Below are 17,524 nucleotides of genomic sequence, written 5' to 3'. Positions count from 1 at the left end.
GAAGAAGCAAATACAACGATGATTATAGTGTATTTTAATTGCTGTATGACTATTAATACTGCGATTTTCTTACAGGCTCTTCTCCAGCCTGACGATCATCTCATCCACATCTTCCTTTGTGATCACAAGCGGAGGCACCAGACGTAGCACATCACTGCCTGCTGAAATCACGATCAGCCCATTCTCCAGGGCTTTTTTCACCGCTTCTCCCACAGGCTGCCCCTGGATGACCAGCCCCTGCATCAGGCCTTTTCCGCGCCTTCCGGCTATGCACTGTTTCCTCTCTGCCAGTTCATCAAGTTTCTGTTCCAGATACGGAGTTATCTCTCTGACATGTTCCACAATTTTATCCTGTTCAAAGATGTCCAGCACCTTTGAAACCGCTGCACATGCAAATGGATTGCCCCCATATGTAGTCCCGTGGTCTCCCGGTACAAGAGATGAGGCAGCTGTTTTTTCATTGAGGACAAAGGCGCCCACAGGCACGCCGCAGCCCAGAGCCTTAGCACATGTCATGATATCAGGCTGCACTCCGTAGTCCTGCCATGCAAACATGCTCCCTGTCCTTCCCATACCGCACTGTATCTCATCCAGGATGAGAAGGATGTCTTTTTCCTCACAGATGTCCTTTACGCCCTGAAGGAATTCCCTGTCTGCCGGGTAGATCCCGCCCTCGCCCTGGACAGTTTCCATGATTATGGCGCATGTCTTGTCCGTTACCTGGGCTTTAACGCTGTCAAGATCATTAAAATCAGCAAAACGAACTCCGCCCATGAGCGGTTTGAAAGCCTCCTGGTAATGAGGATTTCCCGTTACAGACAGGGCTCCCACGCTCCTGCCATGGAAAGAATGGTTCATTGCTATGATCTCATGGTCTGTACAGCCGTCCTTATTCCAGGCATATTTTCTGGCCGCCTTGATAGCTCCTTCTATGGCTTCCGTACCGCTGTTTGTAAAAAACACACGGCTCATGCCGCTGGCCCTGACAAGCTTTGCCGCCGCCTCCCCCATAGGCTCATTATAATAAAGATTTGAGGTATGGATCAATTTATCAATCTGGCCTTTGAGGGCGTCATCATAGCCCGGATAGTGGTATCCAAGCGCAAACACTGCGATACCTGCGCCAAAATCCAGATATTTCTTCCCCTCTGTATCCTGAAGCCAGACACCGTCTCCCCTCTCTAAAACAACTGGAAACCTGTTATATGTATGAAGGATAACTTCTTCTGCTTCTTCCATTATGTCATACATTTTTTTCATAATAACGCTCCTCTTCATCCCCGATTATAGCAGTACCGATGCCTCTGTTTGTAAAAAATTCCAGAAGAAGGCAGTGCTCGATCCTGCCGTCCAGGATATGCACTCTTGACACGCCGCTCTTAATGGCATCCACACAATTGTGGATCTTAGGCAGCATACCGCCTCCTATATTGCCGCTTCCAAGCAGTTCCTCAGCCTCTTTCACACTCAATTCTGAAATCAGCGTAGATTTATCAAGGGGATCTGCATAGACACCTTCAACATCTGTCAGGAAAGCCAACTTTGCGGCTCCCACTGCTGCCGCGATGGCACAGGCAGCATCATCCGCATTGATATTATAGGAATAGAAGCCGTCATCTGACCCGATCGGGCAGATCACAGGAACAAAGTCATTGTCCAGAAGAGTGTTCAGAAGCTCTGTATTCACTTCTTTTATCTCCCCTACGTACCCTATATCCTTATCACCCACCAGCTTTTTGTCGACCTTGAGCACAGAGCCGTCCTTTCCGCTGATACCTACTGCACGCACACCCACCTTCTCCATCATGGAGACCAGGCCTTTATTAATTTTATTAAGCACCATCTCAACGATTTCCATAGACGGTTTATCTGTGATACGCAGCCCTTTGTAAAACTCTGACTCAATATCCACCTTCTTCATCCACTTAGTAATCTCTTTGCCGCCGCCGTGTACGATGATTGGTCTGAAACCCACAAGCTTTAACAACGCCACGTCCCTGATAACATTTTTCTTCAGGTCATGATCCACCATAGCGCTTCCGCCATATTTCACTACAATTGTCTTCCCGTGAAACCGCTGGATATAAGGCAGGGCCTCAATCAGGACATTCGCTTTCGCCAGCCAGTTTTCCATATCTTCCATCTTATTTTCCTCTTCTCTCTTCTTTTCTCTTCTCTTTTTCTACGACCTGTAGTCCGCATTTATCTTTACGTAGTCAAATGTAAGGTCACATCCCCATGCCGTAGCACAGGCATCTCCCATCTTTATATCGGCAATCGCCGTCACTTCTTTTTCAGACAGTATCTTAGTCGCCAGTTCTTCGCTGTACCCTGTAGATACCCCATTTTCTATGATCTTCAGCTTTCCTGCCGCGCTTTCAAAATATAAGTCTACTTTTTCCGGGTCAAACTCTGCCCCTGAGTACCCCATGGCACAGAGGATCCTTCCCCAGTTGGCATCATGTCCGAATATGGCAGCCTTTGTCAGATTGGAGGTAATGACAGACTTGCTCAGAGTTACAGCCTGCTCTTTGCTTTCGGCCCCTATGACCTTCACCTCAAACAGGGCTGTGGCTCCCTCTCCGTCCCCTGCCATCTTTTTTGCCAGAGCAGTGTTTACCATATTCAGGGCTTTTAAAAAGGTATCAAAATCTTCGCCTTCTTCAGTGATCTCGTCATTTCCCGCCAGTCCGTTTGCCAGGATAAGGGCTGTATCATTTGTTGACGTGTCACCGTCCACAGAAATCATATTATAAGTGTCCTTCACGCTGGCGCTCTGAGCCTTTTGGAGCATCTCCTTTGAGATGGCTGCATCAGTTGTCACAAAACTCAGCATGGTGCACATGTTTGGATGGATCATTCCGCTGCCTTTACTCATCCCTCCCACAGTTACAGTTCTGCCGCCCAGTTCAAAAGTGACAGCTGCCTCCTTGCGGATGGTATCTGTAGTCATGATGGACTCTGCCGCCAGGATACCTGCCTCTTTCGATTCTGAAAGAAGCGGCACCATAGAGACAACTCCCTCTTTAATAATATCAATAGGCAGCTGCCTGCCGATAACGCCTGTGGAAGCCACAAGAACTTCCTTCTCTGAAATATTGAGAAGTTCTGCCGCCGTCCTGGCAGTCTCCCTGCAATATCTCATGCCTTCCTCCCCTGTGCAGGCGTTCGCCACACCGCTGTTTGCCACAACAGCCTGCGCTTTTTCTGAATGATATACTACATCCTGGTCCCATTTTACAGGTGCGGCTTTTACAATATTTGTTGTAAATGTACCTGCCGCCACACATGGCACCTTGCTGTAGATCATCGCCATATCCTTTTTGTCCTTTTTGATCCCGGCATATATCCCTGCTGCCACAAATCCTTTTGCTGCGGTCACACCGCCCTCTGTCATCTGCATATGTAATCTCCTTACCGGGCAGTATCCGCCCGCTTTATACTATATCATCTGTTATTATATTACTGTCTTCACAGCCTCGTATGCTTTTACGGGAACATGGGCACCTGCATAAGACCTTCATTTTCAGGAAGCCCGAATATCAGGTTCATATTCTGCACGGCCTGGCCTGCTGCCCCCTTCACAAGATTGTCCATAGCTCCCATCATGATGATCCTTTTTGTCCTGGGATCTATCTTGAAATTCACATCCACATAATTACTGCCCTCCACCCACTTTGTCTGTGGGCAGACATCCTTTTCCAGGACACGCACAAACTGTTCTTTCTCATAATACTTATCATAGACAGCCTTTACTTCTTCGTAGGAAACCTCTCTTTTCAAAGATGCATATGCAGTGATGAGTATTCCTCTGTTCATCGGTACAAGATGAGGCGTAAAGTTCAGCCTGATCTCCTGTCCCGCTGCATATCCCAGCTGCTCCTCGATCTCAGGAGTATGTCTGTGGCTGGCCACACCGTAGGCCTTGATATTTTCATTTACTTCACAGTAGAGATTGTCTACCTTTGCTCCTCTTCCTGCCCCCGATGTCCCTGACTTGGCATCTATGATGATCGTATTTGGGTCTATCAGCCCTTCCTTCAGCAGCGGATAGACAGATAATGTGCTGCATGTGGGATAGCAGCCCGGATTTGCTATAAGCCTTGCCCCCCTGACCTGCTCCCTGTTAATTTCACACAGGCCATATACTGCTTCCCCTATAAACTCAGGTGATTTATGTTCTATTTTATACCATTCTTCATATATGTCTACATCTTTGATCCTGAAATCAGCGCTCAAGTCAATGATCTTAACCTTTGACAATATCTCCTCTGTCACCAGGCCTGCACAGAATCCCTGGGGTGTGGCCGTAAAGATCACATCCACCTGTCCGGCCAGTTCTTCCATATTATCATCCATACATCTGTCGTCTACTATCTGAAACATGTTTTGATATACATCAGAGTACTTCTTATCTATATAGCTGCGGGAGCCATACCATTTAATCTCCACATCCTTATGGCCCAGCAGAAGTCTTACCAGCTCTCCTCCTGCATAACCTGTTGCTCCGATAATCCCTGCCTTAATCATTTCATAAAGCTCCTTCCTTATATTAATCTTCTAAATACACAGAACTGCTGAATAGTTACTGTATCTTAACTCTTTTCAAATCGTCTATTTCTTATGATAGCTCAACTGTCTTTGGAAGTAAAGCGTTTTTTCATTTTTGTATAAATATACATCACATTTGCATATTATACAAGCATCAATTATATGTTTTCACTATTTTTATATTTATACTTGCATAATTATGATGATTGATGTATAGTATTGGATAGAAAATACGTAGCTGCTCAGTACCTTAACAGTTACGAAAATATACAATATAAAATTACATATATTTCAGGAGGAATTACATTATGAAAGAAAAAGTAATCTTGGCATATTCAGGCGGGCTGGACACTACTGCGATCATCCCCTGGCTGAAAGAAAATTTTGACTATGAAGTTATCTGCTGCTGCATCGACTGCGGACAGGGAAATGAGCTGGACGGACTTGAAGAGCGCGCAAAGCTTTCAGGCGCTTCTAAATTATATATAGAAGATATTGTAGATGAATTCTGTGATGATTATATCATGCCATGTGTAAAAGCCGGCGCTGTATATGAGAACAAATACCTGCTTGGAACATCCATGGCCCGCCCGGGCATAGCTAAAAGGCTTGTGGAGATAGCACGCAAGGAAGGCGCTACAGCCATCTGCCACGGAGCTACAGGTAAAGGAAATGACCAGATCCGTTTTGAGCTTGGCATCAAAGCGCTTGCACCAGATCTGAAAATCATCGCTCCATGGAGAATGACTGATGTGTGGACCATGCAGTCACGTGAAGATGAGATCGAATACTGCAGGCAGCACGGCATTGACCTGCCATTCTCTGCTGACAGCAGCTACAGCCGTGACCGTAATCTGTGGCACATAAGCCATGAAGGACTGGAACTGGAAGATCCTGCAAATGAGCCGAATTACGATCATTTATTAGTTCTTGGTGTAACTCCTGAAAAAGCGCCTGAGGACGGCGAATACATTACCATGACATTTGAAAAAGGCATCCCCACAAGTGTCAACGGAGAAAAAATGAAGGTGTCTGATATCATCAAGAAATTAAACGAGCTGGGCGGAAAGCACGGGATCGGTATCATCGATATCGTTGAAAACCGTGTAGTGGGAATGAAGTCCCGCGGTGTCTATGAGACTCCCGGCGGAACGATCCTCATGGAAGCACACCAGCAGTTAGAAGAACTGGTATTAGACCGTGCCACTATGGAAGTAAAGAAAGATCTCGGCAATAAATTTGCACAGATCGTATACGAAGGCAAGTGGTTCACTCCGCTTCGCGAGGCTATCCAGGCATTCGTCGATGTGACTCAGGAATATGTGACTGGTGAAGTGAAGTTCAAGCTTTACAAAGGCAACATCATCAAAGCCGGAACAGTTTCCCCATACAGCCTCTACAGCGAATCACTGGCATCCTTTACAACAGGAGAGCTCTATGACCATCACGACGCTGAAGGCTTCATCAATCTGTTTGGCCTTCCGTTAAAAGTCAGGGCTATGAAAATGGCTGAGGCTGAGAAAAATAATAAATAAAAATATCAGTACAAAAAGGCCCGTATCGTTTTGATACCGGGCCTTTAATAATATCAATATTTTATACTTGAATAGCATACTTAATAACGCCGTCCATCTTATTCTCAAAAATATCATATGCTTCCATAATATTCTCCAGTTTTGTCCTGTGCGTAATAAGGCAGCTTGTATCGAGCCTGCCGCATTCTATAAGCTTCATAATTTCACTGCAGCAAGATGCATCTACGCCTCCCGTTTTGAATGTCAGATTTTTCCCATACATATCTGGAAGCGGCAGCTTCTGAGGTTCTTCATACATGGCCACTATTCCAACGACTGCATTGGGGCGGGCCATCCTCCATGCCAGTTCAAAGGTATCATTACCCCCTGCTGCCTCCAGGACTGCATCTGCTCCCCGTCCCTCTGTATAATCTTTCACCAGCTTCTCGGCGTCTGCCATAGCAGGATTGACTGCCACGTCTGAAATCCCCTCTTTTACAGCAAGTTCCAGCCGCTTCTCATCTGTATCTGCGGCTATGATCCTGGCCGGCCCGTAAAGCCTGGCGCACATCATAGTACACAGGCCTGTGGGCCCTGCCCCGATAACTGCCACCGTATCAGCCGGCTTTATCTCAGACATGGCCGCTGCCCAAAACCCTGTTGACAGTATATCCCCTACAAACAGAGCCTGCTCATCTGTCACTGTATCAGGTATCAGTGTAAGACCATTATCTGCGAACGGAACCCTCACATATTCAACCTGTCCTCCGTCAATCCGGCATCCCATTGCCCAGCCCCCGTCCTTATCTGTGCAGTTGTTCACATATCCTCTTCTGCAGTAGAAGCATTCTCCGCAAAATGTCTCTACATTTACCGCCACCCGGTCTCCCGGCCTGAAGCGTGACACCTTGTCACCTGTCTGCTCCACAATGCCCACAAATTCATGTCCCCGCACAGTGTCATGAACTGCGCGGGGCACTGCCCCATGTTTAATATGAATATCGCTGGAACAGATCGTAGTCAGGGTGACTTTTATGACAGCGTCCCTGGGATCCTGTATCACCGGGACCTGCCTCTCCTCCAGCACAATTCTGCCGTCAGCCTTATAAACTGCTGCTTTCATCTTTGATTCCTCCTTTATGTCTCTATACAGAACAAAAGTGCGCTCCATGCCCCCCGCGAGCCTATATTTTGGATAGCGCAGCTTTTGTTCCGCGCGCGCAGCTGCGCATCCCCCCGGAGGGTTTTATTGGTACTGTTCACACGTCACCATCCCGCGAGGTGTTTTCGTGCGTATATGCACGAAAATCCCGAGGGTTACAGCGCGAAACGGCGGTTTTGCCGTTTCTGTGCATCGCGGAGCGTGTTACTGGTCACTTCGTGACCAGTAACGTTTTATTTCATAGGAAACGAAGTTTCTTATGAAATAAAAACAGCCCTGTAACTCTGATCAAATCCCCCGCTGCAGGCAGCAGGATATTTGATTCGAATCACAGGGCTGTCCAATATCCTTCTAAATTGACAGCTGTCACATACCTGACAGATACTTAATTCTGTTCTGTACTCAGCGTCTGCATGTACTCATCAAGTGCAGTTGTATCTATCTCATATGTCTGCTTTGTCTCCACATGCGTCATGTCATAAACAGAAAATCCAACCCATCCCACCAAAGCCAATGCGATGAGGCTGCCTGCTATCTTCAGGATCAAAATCTCTCTTTTCTGCTTTTTAATCATCTTCTGGCGGTTAGCCTTTTCCTGTTTGTACCGGTCTACTTTCTGCTGGCTCATCTTATAATTCTCTCCTTACATAATCGATACGAACGGTCTATCCTGGAATATGCCGCTCTTTTATGAAGATTATACACCATTTTTGTGAATTTTGCATGTCTTTTTTACTTTTTCTTCACTTTTATATTAGAGCCTGTCAGCAGACCACAATAATGCCGCCGTCATTCGCATACATGGAACTGATACCTGCTGTATCTGCGATAAAGATATCCTTCAAACCTATCCGTTTTGAAATGGCTTCCTTTACCATCTGCGCCCTGTCCGGACAGTTGCAGTGGGATATGGCCAGGATCCTGTCCTCCGGATTTTCTACCTTTTCTATAATGGAGTCTACCATTTTTATAAGAGCCTTGTTCATTCCCCTCGCCTGGTCCAGCTGAATGATCTCACCATTCTCATTGGCGCCCATAAGGGGCTTTATTTTAAGGGCAGTGGCCACAAATGCCTTGATCGTGCTTAAGCGGCCGTTTTTTCTTAAGGTATCCAGGTTTTCCAGTACAAACCATGTATTTTGCTCCGCAATATATGCTTCCACAGCCTCAACAACTTCTTCAAAAGTCATGCCGGCTTCTTCGCACTCCCGTATTTTAAGCCCTATGAGCGTCTCACCTATGGACGCTGATCGAGAATTAAACACATACACTTTTACTTCCGGTTTTTCTTCTGCAAACAGATTCTTGCCGAGTATGGCGCTGTTATAAGAACCGCTCAGCTCCGCGGACAAAGTGACTGCATATACGTGCTCAGCTCCGCAGTCATATGCTTTCATATAACGCTCCGGCGATGGACATGATGACTTTGGGCAGTTCGGGCTGTCCGCCACCTTTTTCAAAAAATCAGCCTGGTCAAAGCTCTCGTCATCTACTATTGTGTATTCATCCACCTGCATGGTAAGTGACGCTGTCTCATAGAGTCCGCTCTCCTTCATTTCTTGTGTCAGCTCTCCGCAGCTGTCAATTACAATTTTATAGCTCATTTAAAATCCTCCTGGCCCGGCGGTCCCGCAGACCGCTTTTATAAATTTATTTGCAAATAATTGGTTACTATTCACACGTCACCGTCCCGCGAGGTGTTTTCGTGCGTATTTTGCACGAAAATCCCGAGGGCTGCAGCGCGAAACGGCGCTTTGAGCCGTTTCTGTGCATCGCGAAGCGTGTTACTGGTCACGGAGTGAACAGTAACATTAAATATCCGGTACCCCAGATCTTTCCCTTATGTACCAGATCATATGCTCCTTCTGACATTACAGTTTAACCGATTCTCTTTCTATAATACCTCAAATCAATACCTATAAGAGTTCGTCAAAGAAAATATATAATGTAGTTTTGAATACTACATTATCATAGCACATATAATTCCCTTTGAAAAGGGGTTTTCTGCTTCCCTTTTCAAAAAAATAATTATATAATAGCTCTATAGCGTGTTTGAAAAATGCTTTCCGCAAGATGTGAGACACAGTTTGTGGAAATACAGCTGTCTTATGCTGGCACAAGGAGGATCTATGATATCACTACAGATTTCGGGACTGAAAAATTTTATGAATAAACTGCTTCTGACCGGCACATTTGACCATTTTCTGGTCACAGAAGCGGCAGTCACTACCTATAATACATTTTATATAGACGGCCATCTCCAGAAAGATTTCTTTTCAAAAGAAGAACTGGAGGATGAGTCCCTGTCTGAACGTACATTTTCACTTTGGGAGCAGGTACGTCCGATCTGCTTTGAGCTTATGAAAGGGCGGAAGACGCCTCTTGGTTTTAAGATCGTTTTCCAGCTCTCCAGGCCAAACCTGAAGCGGCTTCTCACCCAGGCACAGCTGCCGTTTACTTCCGATGACGTAAACGGCCTTTTCCTGAACCTGAAATATGATGGGAGTATGCTTACCTGCATCACAGGCACCTCCATGTCACTCTTCACACTTGACAAGTCCCTGGAGCATGAATGGGACCACATGGTACAGAAGTTCTTTTTAAAGCAGGAAATTGATTTTGAACTCCTGTAATGGCCTTTTTTATTTTTTGTTAATAAATTTTATAAAAAATTGTTAGCACTCACCTTGTTTGAGTGCTAATTTTTTCTTGACTTTTCCGTCACATCGTATTACACTACTTTCTAGAGTGAAACAAGTAAAAATGCAAAGGAGTGTTTTTGAATGAGCAATAAAACAGGAAGCTTATCAATCAACAGCGAGAATATATTTCCAATCATCAAAAAGTGGCTGTATTCAGACCACGATATCTTTTTCCGTGAATTGATTTCCAACGGCTGTGATGCCATCACAAAGTTAAAAAAGCTGGAGATCATGGGGGAATATAGTTTCCCTGAGAAATACAGATCTAAAATTGAAGTTATCGTAAATCCTACGGACAAGACTCTTAAATTCATAGATAATGGTCTTGGTATGGATGCCGACGAGGTTGAGGAGTACATCACCCAGATAGCTTTTTCAGGTGCAACTGAATTTCTGGAAAAATATAAAGATAAGACCAACAACGATGAGATCATCGGACATTTCGGCCTTGGCTTCTACTCAGCATTCATGGTTGCAGATGAAGTGCACATCGATACCCTTTCTTATAAAGAAGGCGCTAAGCCTGTACACTGGGAATGTGACGGCGGAACAGAATATACTTTAAGCGATGGAGAAAAGACAACAGTAGGTACTGAGATCACTCTTTTCCTGAATGAGGAAAGTGTAGAATTCTCCAATGAATACCGCGCCCGTGAAGTTATAGAAAAATACTGCTCTTTCATGCCAGTTGAGATATTCCTGGATAATGCAGCTGCTGAACAGCAGTATGAGACTATCGACGAGGATCAGCTGACAGAAGATGACGTAGTTGTAGAACACATCCATGAGGATGCCAAATTTGAAGAAAAAGAGAACGAAAATGGTGAAAAGGAACAGGTTGAGGTATCACCTGCCAGGGACCGTGTAAAGATCAACAAGCGCCCTGTATCCTTAAGCGATACTTCTCCCCTGTGGATGAAGCATCCAAATGAATGTACAGATGACGAATACAGAGACTTTTACCGCAAGGTATTCATGGACTACAAGGAGCCTCTTTTCTGGATCCATCTGAACATGGACTATCCGTTTAATTTAAAGGGAATCCTTTATTTCCCGAAGATCAATACAGAATACGATTCCATTGAAGGAACCATCAAGCTGTACAATAACCAGGTATTTATCGCTGACAATATTAAAGAGGTCATCCCTGAATTTTTGATGCTCTTAAAGGGTGTCATCGACTGTCCTGATCTGCCGCTGAATGTATCCAGAAGCGCTCTTCAGAATGATGGATTTGTCAAAAAAATCTCTGATTACATTTCTAAGAAGGTGGCAGACAAGCTTTCAGGAATGTGCAAGACAGACCGTGAGAATTATGAAAAATACTGGGATGATATCAGCCCGTTTATCAAGTTCGGCTGCCTGAAGGAAGAAAAATTCAGTGAAAAGATGATGGATTATATCCTCTATAAAAATCTGGACGGAAGATATCTGACACTGAAGGATTTCATCGAGGAGACAAAGAAGGAAGAAGAAAATGCTGAGCAGGCCGAGCCGCAGGCTGACACAGCTTCTGATGATTCTAAGGAGGAAAATGCTGAGAAGCCAAAGACTATCCTCTATTATGTAACGGACGAAGTACAGCAGAGCCAGTATATCAACATGTTTAAAGAAGAAGGCCTTGACGCTGTTATCCTGAAACATAATATTGATTCTCCGTTCATCTCACACGTAGAGCAGAAGAACGAAGAAATAAAATTCCAGAGGATCGATTCCGAGGTAAATGCTGATGTCAAAGAAAACGACGCTGCAGACCTGAAGGAAGAGACAGATACACTGACAGAAGTATTCCGCAAGGCGCTTGGCAAGGATAAGCTGGAAGTAAAGGTTGAGAAATTAAAGAATGAGAATATCTCTTCTATGATCACACTTTCTGAGGAATCCCGCCGTATGCAGGATATGATGAAGATGTACAACATGTATGGAATGGATCCGTCCATGTTCGGTTCCTCTGAGACTCTTGTACTCAACGCAAACAATAAGCTTGTTAAGTATATCTTTGACAACAAAGATTCAGAGAATATCCCGATGTTCTGTGAACAGCTCTATGATCTGGCTCTTTTAAGCCATAAGCCGCTGTCACCGGAAGAAATGACAAAATTCATCAGCCGCAGCAATGAGATCATGATGCTTCTTGCTAAATAGTTAAAACCCCCCGGAGGATGCCGCATTTGCGGCATTCCCGGGGGGATTACTGTTCACTCCGTGACCAGTAACACGCTCCGCGATGCACAGAAACGGCAAAAAACGCCGTTTCGCGCTGTAGCCCTCGGGATTTTCGTGCAAATACGCACGAAAACACCTCGCGGGATGGTGACGTGTGTACAGTAACCCCAGGGAGCATAATACGAGTGCTGTACGCTGTTCTAAATATCCTGATTTACAGGATGGACCTTTACTTCTGAGTAACTGCCGTGGCTCCCCTGTTCTGCTGAAAATCCAAAAGCGCCGGTCAGATAAGGAGCTGTTTCATCTCTGTAACTGAACAGTTCTCCATTCCTGTCATATACAGATATCACGTCCTTCTCCACCTTTACCTTCAGCCAATAATCATGGCCTTCTTTCCACGGATACTGTATCCTTACAAGCTCCCTGTAACCATTTTCATTTTTCAGAAGCGCCAGGCTGTCCGGGCCGTCAAGTCCCGCGGCATAGGAACGCACTGCTCCCTGTACCCGCACATTGATCCTGTGGTGCTTCCCTGTGACAGGCCGTATTACTGCCTCCACCGCATAATCTTCAAACTCATGGCTGCCGGTATATGTCTCCCCAAAATCCGCCGCCAGCAGGTGAAGCCTGCCTTCCTCCAGCCAGGTCCAGCCCTTCAGTCTTGTAAACTGGGTCACTTCACTATGTGTTCCACTCCACATCTCCTGCTTCTCTTCGTTAAAATCCAGTGTATAATCAGCCGGTCCGACATATTCCATATCATCCATCCAGGCCTCCAGAACGCAGTCATCAGCAGTGTCTCCCAGGACTGTCAGCGCCACTCCCGCTTCCGTAAGCAGAGCCTTTTCCATCCCCGGGACAGCGAACATGAGGCTTTCCCACCTGTCCGGCCTGCATACGGTTCCCGGCCCATAGAATACCTTTTTACTGTGCTGCTCTTTCACGTACATCCTGGCCAGGCATTCACACCCGCCTGACGGAACCAGCAGTTTTCCTTTAAGAATTTGTCCCGGATAGATCAGAGGTGAAAAACATGGATCATATCTGTTGTCGTGCAAATCCTCTTTCCCATAATATGTTTTCTGGTATATAAAGACCTGCTCTCCCGGGTGCAGAGGCTTTGCCGTGATTTTCAGTGACCTTTTCCCTGTACAGGCCTTTTCATCAGAGTTCACAAGCCGTGATTCCAGTCCCGGATACTCGCTGCCCTCAGGAACATCCCTGCGTATCCTCATTCCATGTGTGGAACCCGGATATTCAAAATGCAGTCTCCTGCGGTCTCCAAAAAGTACTTCTTTCCATATTCCCTCAGGACAGACTCCTGCCATCTTAAAGGCCATCCGGGCAAAATAAGCAGCTCCCGCAGGGATATCTGTGATATTCATGCTTCCCATGACACTTGAGCAGATCAGCAGGTCATTGACAGGCTCTCTCCACTTCCTGCTGCTGATTCCTTCCACGCCGCACCGCACTCCCATGACAGCTCCCACATTCCCTGCGTTGCAGTCTGTATCCCATCCGCACATGACAGCAATTTTTACCGCCTGCCCGAAAGAATCCTCCCCGTAAAGGAGGGAGAGTATAATCACTCCCGCATTGGGAATCACATGGCAGTTTCCCGGGTATCTGTCGTAGCCGAAGTTCTCCTTCAGATATTTAAAACATGCTCTCCAGGAATCAGGATGTTCCCGGTAAAATTCAAGCACTGCCTTTACAACCCTGGAATATTCACAATCATCAGGGATCTGTTCCAGAGCCTCCTCTATCATCTCCTCCAGGGAGAGTCCCAAAAATGCCAGGCTGATGCAGGCCGCTATAAACTGCCCCCCGTACACTGCATTCCCGTCATGTGTGACACTGGACGCAGTCTCTGCCAGATGTGCTGCCCGTCTGGGATCCCCCGGGGATACAAATCCCCAGCAGTCAGAAAATATCTGTCCTCCGATCTGTTCGGCTACAGTCTTTCCGTTCATCGCAACGCTCCCTGAAGCAGGTGCCGGTATCCCTGCCCTCAAATTCAGATAGGCTGTGTGTTCAGTGGATATCCCATATCCTCCCCACCAGAAAAATGCATGCTCATATGGAGCATAGTTTAGCAGTGCCTGCGCTACATCCCGGGGCTCTATCTTTTCCATCTTCTTGCTGTCTTCCAGGGCGCGCACAAGAAAAACCGGCCCATTGCTGTCATCATCAGCCGCAAAATCCCTGTAATCCACCAGATAATCATCTACCTCACCGTAGATATCTGCAATTTTATCACAGCTCCAGCCTTCTACCGGAGCGCCCAGGCGGATGCCGATAATCTTCCCCAGCCAGCCTGCGTAGATACGTTCTATAGTGTTTCCGCTGATCTGATACATAGTCCTCCTTCGGCTAAAGCCTTTGACTCTGCCTTAAAGCTCTTCCCCGTCATGAACCGCCAGTCCAATCTGTTCCAGGCTCCCATTTCTTCCATTATACCAGAGCATCCATTTTCCTTCCACTAAAAGTGCAAAAGGTTTATAACAGGCTTCTGCATCAAACCCATCCTCATCCGGAGCAATGATCGGATTATCAAGTGACCTTTTCCACTCAGTGATGCCATTTGCTGACCATGCCATTCCAATCTGCGCATAATCTTCATTTCGATAACCGATATAGAACATGAGATAACCATCCTTAAAAGGGATCACCTGACATCCTGCCGCCTTATGCTGTTCCCACGCAGCAGACTTATCCGCCATAAAGACAGGATTTCCTCCATATTTCTCCCAACTGATCCCGTCCCGGCTCCTGGCATAGCCGATCGCCGCAGGCTCATACTGGTCACCGCCGGAGTACCACATCCTGTACATTTTCTGCCCACCGTCCCAGATCACATGAGGGCACATGACAGCTGCCTTCTCCCAATAACAATCCGGCCTCATCACAGGTGTATTTCTCACTCTTGTGAACTCTTCACCGTCTTTGCTTACAGCATAAAACAGATAAGAATTCCCATCCGCCTGTCCCGGTTTATACTGCCCTGTATACCACATGTGATATGTATTCCCCCTTTTTACAACTACAGGGCGGTTCACCTCATCTTCCCACCCCTCTTCTGTCTTTCTGGGTCCTATACAGATGCGGGGTTCACTCCAGTGTATTCCGTCATCACTGACAGCCGTTGCTATGCATCCTTTTTTTCTCCACGAAAAATACATTCTGTACTTCCCGTCTTCTCTTAGCATGCTGATATCAAAACAGGTACCGTAATCTCCTCCAAGTACAGGATTTCCCTGATATTTTTTCCAGCCGCCTTTTGTTCCCCTGCAGATCTTCTCCATGCGCTTCCCCCTACCTATTCTTTATCTATTCTCTGTCTCTCCTCATATTACATATGCCAATATCCATTCAGGAGGCTTCATGTCCGGCTTATTTCCAGTCCTTCAGGCCCATATCATCCCCGTCATAAATGTAAAGCCCAACCTGTTCAATGGCTGCCCGTCTGCCGTTTGCCCACAGCAGCCACTGTCCGTCCAGATATTCTACCCAGGGCTTATAAACCGCCTCCGCATCCCATTCTCCCGCAGCGCCGCCTGAAATAATAGGATTGCCGCCGAAACGCTCCCATCCTGTAATGCCGTCTTTTGATCTGGCCACATTGATTGTTGCTTTGTACATATCCTCGAACCCTATGTAGAACATATAATACCAGCCATCCATGGGAAGCACCTGGCATGCTGAGACGATCTCTCTTTCCCAGAAATGACCGGGGTGAGGCCTGAAGATTGGATTGTCAGGATGCCTTTCCCAGTGGATCCCGTCATCACTCTGGGCATATCCGATCTGGTCAGGCTCCCAGAAGCCGCCTGCCGAATACCACATGCGGAATTTCTGCATTTCTTCATCCCAGATCACATGAGGACACATCAGGTTTGTCTTTTCCCAGCCTCCTTCCGGTTCCATCACCGGTTCTTTTCTTCTTTCAAAATGGATGCCGTCATCGCTCACCGCATAGCCAATGCAGGATCTTCCGCTGTTGATACGTTCACCGGCCCCCAGAAACTTCATGCCAGTGTACCACATATGGTACTTACCGTCCTTCTCAATTACAATCTGCCTGTTTACATCCTCCTCCCATCCTGTGGTAAAATCAGGAGTCAGGACGATCGTTGGTTCACTCCAGTGGATGCCGTCCACACCTTCAACAAATGCTATGCTGTTTGTAGACCTCCAGGATAAGTACATCCTGAGTTTTTCATTCACCCGCAGCACGGTGACATCGAATGTCTCGCCCCAGTCATCTTTCAGTACAGGATTGTTCTGATACCGCCTCCAGTTCCCGTAGCAGCCTATTTTAGTCTTATCTTTTGATATCATAAAGCACCTCCAAATCCCAGATCTTCACCATCATGCAGCAAAACACCGATCCTGTTCTGCCCCCTGGCGCTTCCCGTATAATAACACAGCCACCTTCCCTGTTCGTGGAGCACGAAGGGGCGGCAGACTGATTCCACATCCCAGGCTCCAAACTGTCCCCATGTCACAAGCGGATTTGCCGGATGCCTTTCCCAGCAGGTCACACCGTCCCTGGATCTGGCAGCACAGATCCTGGACTTATATTCATCCTGCCATGCCGTGTAAAACATATAGTACCATCCGTCTTCTTTTATCACGTGGCATGCCCCTGCCCTCTCTTTCTCAAGAGTAGTGCCGTCTTTCTCAAAAACAGGCCCCCTGAAAGGCTTTTCCCAGTGGTCACCGTCCCTGCTGACTGCATAGCCTATCGCGGAAGGCTTCTCTATATCCCCTCCTGAGTACCACATTTTAAAGAGCTGTTCTTCATTATCCCACATGACACAAGGATAACTTGTCATATCCTTCTCCCAGAGCTGGTCTCCCTCCAGAACAGGTGTATTCCGGGGCTTCCAGTTCTGTCCATTCCTGCTCACAGCATGTGCGATCACAGACCTGTCATATTTCTCCTGCAGAAGGTCAAAATGTTTCCCTGTATAAAACAGATGATAGCCGCCGTCCTTTTTTATCACGTATGGCTGGCAGACCGCTGCTTCCCATCCAAGTTCCGGCCTGCGTGTCAGCGTATAACCGTAATCTCCCCCGTCCGCATAAAAATGGTCACCCACAATATATGCCTTTGTGTCAACGTCCTCGTCTGTCACAGCCCCCTCTGCGTAGGGCCGGAAATCAAGACCATTTTCTCCTGCTGCCAGCAGAATCTTTTTCAAAAAGCGGTGTGAATAGTACATCTTATATTTTCCGTTCTCTTCCAGGACCACAGCATCGGAAACCTCTCCGATTCTCTCATCAATGACCGGATTTCCCTCATAGCGCCTCCATCCGGCGTAGCATCCGATTTTTCCGGGATCATAACTTCTCATATGTCTGTCTCTCCTTTAATTTTCATTGTCATAACCGTTAAATAACTTCCCAACTATTTCCGCCCC

Annotated in this window: 14 protein-coding genes; 3 read left to right on the top strand and 11 right to left on the bottom strand. The window is 46.6% G+C overall.

What is annotated here, in order from left to right; genetic code table 11:
* Positions 1–69 precede the first annotated feature (69 nt).
* The 4 genes from NSB28_RS06030 to argC all read right to left on the bottom strand — a co-directional run bounded on the left by NSB28_RS06030 (position 70) and on the right by argC (position 4,530).
* Positions 70–1,260: an aspartate aminotransferase family protein gene (locus NSB28_RS06030; RefSeq protein ID WP_257497669.1), complete on the bottom strand. Its 1,191-nt coding sequence runs from the start codon at positions 1,258–1,260 to the stop codon at positions 70–72.
* Positions 1,244–2,143 carry an acetylglutamate kinase gene (argB, locus tag NSB28_RS06025; RefSeq protein ID WP_109625658.1) on the bottom strand — a complete coding sequence of 300 codons (900 nt, stop codon included), beginning with the start codon at positions 2,141–2,143 and terminating at the stop codon, positions 1,244–1,246. The genes NSB28_RS06030 and argB overlap by 17 nt, the downstream gene beginning before the upstream one ends.
* A 39-nt stretch (positions 2,144–2,182) precedes the next feature.
* Complete coding sequence (argJ, locus tag NSB28_RS06020) at positions 2,183–3,403, bottom strand: bifunctional ornithine acetyltransferase/N-acetylglutamate synthase (protein WP_109625657.1); 1,221 nt, start codon at positions 3,401–3,403, stop codon at positions 2,183–2,185.
* Positions 3,404–3,489: 86 nt separating this feature from the next.
* Complete coding sequence (gene argC / locus NSB28_RS06015) at positions 3,490–4,530, bottom strand: N-acetyl-gamma-glutamyl-phosphate reductase (protein WP_109625656.1); 1,041 nt, start codon at positions 4,528–4,530, stop codon at positions 3,490–3,492.
* A 329-nt stretch (positions 4,531–4,859) separates the two neighbouring features.
* On the opposite strand from argC, the gene NSB28_RS06010 reads away from it, so the two are divergent.
* Positions 4,860–6,086: an argininosuccinate synthase gene (locus NSB28_RS06010; protein ID WP_109625655.1), complete on the top strand. Its 1,227-nt coding sequence runs from the start codon at positions 4,860–4,862 to the stop codon at positions 6,084–6,086.
* 61 nt (positions 6,087–6,147) lie between these two features.
* Here the strand turns inward: NSB28_RS06010 and NSB28_RS06005 are convergent, their stop codons facing one another.
* From NSB28_RS06005 to NSB28_RS05995, 3 genes are all read right to left on the bottom strand, one after another.
* Complete coding sequence (locus tag NSB28_RS06005) at positions 6,148–7,188, bottom strand: alcohol dehydrogenase (protein ID WP_109625654.1); 1,041 nt, start codon at positions 7,186–7,188, stop codon at positions 6,148–6,150.
* 424 nt (positions 7,189–7,612) lie between these two features.
* Positions 7,613–7,855, bottom strand: a complete 243-nt coding sequence (locus NSB28_RS06000) for a hypothetical protein (RefSeq protein WP_109625653.1) — start codon at positions 7,853–7,855, stop codon at positions 7,613–7,615.
* Between the two features lie 136 nt (positions 7,856–7,991).
* Positions 7,992–8,831 (bottom strand): DegV family protein, encoded by an 840-nt coding sequence (locus NSB28_RS05995; protein WP_109625652.1) that lies wholly within the window; start codon positions 8,829–8,831, stop codon positions 7,992–7,994.
* Between the two features lie 525 nt (positions 8,832–9,356).
* On the opposite strand from NSB28_RS05995, the gene NSB28_RS05990 reads away from it, so the two are divergent.
* Together NSB28_RS05990 and htpG are read left to right on the top strand one after the other, a co-directional pair.
* The gene (locus NSB28_RS05990) at positions 9,357–9,860 is read left to right on the top strand and encodes a DUF5721 family protein (RefSeq protein ID WP_109625651.1); all 504 of its coding nucleotides are present in this window, start codon (positions 9,357–9,359) and stop codon (positions 9,858–9,860) included.
* Between the two features lie 150 nt (positions 9,861–10,010).
* A complete protein-coding gene (gene htpG / locus NSB28_RS05985; RefSeq protein ID WP_109625650.1) occupies positions 10,011–12,074 on the top strand; it encodes a molecular chaperone HtpG in 2,064 nt (687 codons plus the stop codon).
* 221 nt (positions 12,075–12,295) lie between these two features.
* Here the strand turns inward: htpG and NSB28_RS05980 are convergent, their stop codons facing one another.
* From NSB28_RS05980 to NSB28_RS05965, 4 genes are all read right to left on the bottom strand, one after another.
* Positions 12,296–14,458: an ADP-ribosylglycohydrolase family protein gene (locus NSB28_RS05980; protein WP_109625649.1), complete on the bottom strand. Its 2,163-nt coding sequence runs from the start codon at positions 14,456–14,458 to the stop codon at positions 12,296–12,298.
* A gap of 33 nt (positions 14,459–14,491) precedes the next feature.
* Positions 14,492–15,403, bottom strand: a complete 912-nt coding sequence (locus tag NSB28_RS05975; protein WP_109625648.1) for a glycoside hydrolase family protein — start codon at positions 15,401–15,403, stop codon at positions 14,492–14,494.
* Between the two features lie 88 nt (positions 15,404–15,491).
* On the bottom strand, positions 15,492–16,439 hold the full coding sequence (locus NSB28_RS05970; RefSeq protein WP_109625647.1) for a glycoside hydrolase family protein: 948 nt from the start codon (positions 16,437–16,439) through the stop codon (positions 15,492–15,494).
* Positions 16,436–17,458 carry a family 43 glycosylhydrolase gene (locus tag NSB28_RS05965; protein ID WP_109625646.1) on the bottom strand — a complete coding sequence of 341 codons (1,023 nt, stop codon included), beginning with the start codon at positions 17,456–17,458 and terminating at the stop codon, positions 16,436–16,438. The genes NSB28_RS05970 and NSB28_RS05965 overlap by 4 nt, the downstream gene beginning before the upstream one ends.
* Positions 17,459–17,524: the final 66 nt, after the last annotated feature.

Origin of the sequence: Murimonas intestini (assembly GCF_024622195.1) — a bacterium.
Taxonomy (GTDB): domain Bacteria; phylum Bacillota; class Clostridia; order Lachnospirales; family Lachnospiraceae; genus Murimonas; species Murimonas intestini.
The sequence above is the reverse complement of the archived record's forward strand: the minus strand, read 5'-3'. Positions and strand labels throughout refer to the sequence as shown.

Bases quoted from the DNA above. Each gene is read 5' to 3' on its own strand.
- NSB28_RS05980 (WP_109625649.1), bottom strand. From the start codon at position 14,458: ATGTATCAGATCAGCGGAAACACTATAGAACGTATCTACGCAGGCTGG.
- NSB28_RS05965 (WP_109625646.1), bottom strand. From the start codon at position 17,458: ATGAGAAGTTATGATCCCGGAAAAATCGGATGCTACGCCGGATGGAGG.
- NSB28_RS06010 (WP_109625655.1), top strand. From the start codon at position 4,860: ATGAAAGAAAAAGTAATCTTGGCATATTCAGGCGGGCTGGACACTACT.
- NSB28_RS06030 (WP_257497669.1), bottom strand. From the start codon at position 1,260: ATGAAAAAAATGTATGACATAATGGAAGAAGCAGAAGAAGTTATCCTT.
- NSB28_RS06005 (WP_109625654.1), bottom strand. From the start codon at position 7,188: ATGAAAGCAGCAGTTTATAAGGCTGACGGCAGAATTGTGCTGGAGGAG.
- NSB28_RS05970 (WP_109625647.1), bottom strand. From the start codon at position 16,439: ATGATATCAAAAGATAAGACTAAAATAGGCTGCTACGGGAACTGGAGG.
- argJ (WP_109625657.1), bottom strand. From the start codon at position 3,403: ATGCAGATGACAGAGGGCGGTGTGACCGCAGCAAAAGGATTTGTGGCA.
- NSB28_RS05995 (WP_109625652.1), bottom strand. From the start codon at position 8,831: ATGAGCTATAAAATTGTAATTGACAGCTGCGGAGAGCTGACACAAGAA.
- NSB28_RS05975 (WP_109625648.1), bottom strand. From the start codon at position 15,403: ATGGAGAAGATCTGCAGGGGAACAAAAGGCGGCTGGAAAAAATATCAG.
- NSB28_RS06000 (WP_109625653.1), bottom strand. From the start codon at position 7,855: ATGAGCCAGCAGAAAGTAGACCGGTACAAACAGGAAAAGGCTAACCGC.
- htpG (WP_109625650.1), top strand. From the start codon at position 10,011: ATGAGCAATAAAACAGGAAGCTTATCAATCAACAGCGAGAATATATTT.
- argB (WP_109625658.1), bottom strand. From the start codon at position 2,143: ATGGAAGATATGGAAAACTGGCTGGCGAAAGCGAATGTCCTGATTGAG.
- NSB28_RS05990 (WP_109625651.1), top strand. From the start codon at position 9,357: ATGATATCACTACAGATTTCGGGACTGAAAAATTTTATGAATAAACTG.
- argC (WP_109625656.1), bottom strand. From the start codon at position 4,530: ATGATTAAGGCAGGGATTATCGGAGCAACAGGTTATGCAGGAGGAGAG.